Annotated in this window: 1 protein-coding gene; it reads right to left on the reverse strand. The window is 53.5% G+C overall.

The features are described 5' to 3' along the window. Positions 1-891: IS4 family transposase (locus O9K64_RS23460; RefSeq protein ID WP_275100542.1), on the reverse strand; the 891-nt coding region annotated here is incomplete at its 3' end. Between the last annotated feature and the right edge of the window lie 8 nt (positions 892-899).

The raw sequence follows: 899 nt of genomic DNA on the forward strand, positions 1-899 counted from the left end.
CCCCGTGTGTAATTCCCGTACCAATAGGCGATCTGGCGCCTGATCGTAAGCCTCCTGACTCATCCAGTCTGGCCTGCACTTCGGTTTTTCCAAGGTGATCAAATGATCCTGCTTACCCAACCGTTTGCCCAAGCGAAAGTCCGTACTGCGTTTGCGCGAGCCATGCTGCTCAAAGACCGCATCAACCCCCTTTTCCTGCAGTGCGCAGAGTAGAAAATAGGTGGCATAAAAGGCATCCCCCATGATGATGTCACCTGGATTCAGGGTATCCAACAGACTTCGGAGTAATGATTGCTCATCACCACCCTTTCCTCTGCAAGGGCCGATAGCGGTGTTGAGTAATGCGCCGCTGCCAAGACAGATGATGCCGACTAGGCGGCAGATGGGAAAACCCAGCCCGGGCTTCTGGCTGCTGGGTTGCGGATAGATTGACTGGTTTTCTTCCGTATCCGGCATGGAGACAGTGGCGCCATCAACCAGCCTCACTGGCCGACCCCGCCAATGCCAGACACCAGGGGTGTTGGCAGCCATCGTAACGCCGGTGTAGCAGGCAAGAGATTTGATCATTTCCAAGGGCAAGCGCTGGCGCGCTTGACAGTAGGAGCCTGTGTTGGTGCTACAGAGCGGCAGCCCACCGCGCAATCGTATAATAGCGGCATCATTGACTGCCTTCTGACAGGAGCTATCCTCATTCATTGCCTGGGCGAGAAACATGGAGAGTGTTTCTGTGGGTGGAAATAAACGCTCTCTGTGTTCAGGCAATAAAGACTCTACCTGGTCAAGGAAATCCGGGCCGGTGAGCTGATTAAAGAAGGTATAAGAATCGCTATTTACCGCATGATGACGGATACGCTTTTGTTGATGTGACAAGGTGCTTTGGCTAAGATGCATTGGGGCTG

The organism is Sedimenticola hydrogenitrophicus, assembly GCF_029017505.1.
In the GTDB taxonomy this organism is placed as follows: Bacteria; Pseudomonadota; Gammaproteobacteria; order Chromatiales; family Chromatiaceae; genus Sedimenticola; species Sedimenticola hydrogenitrophicus_A.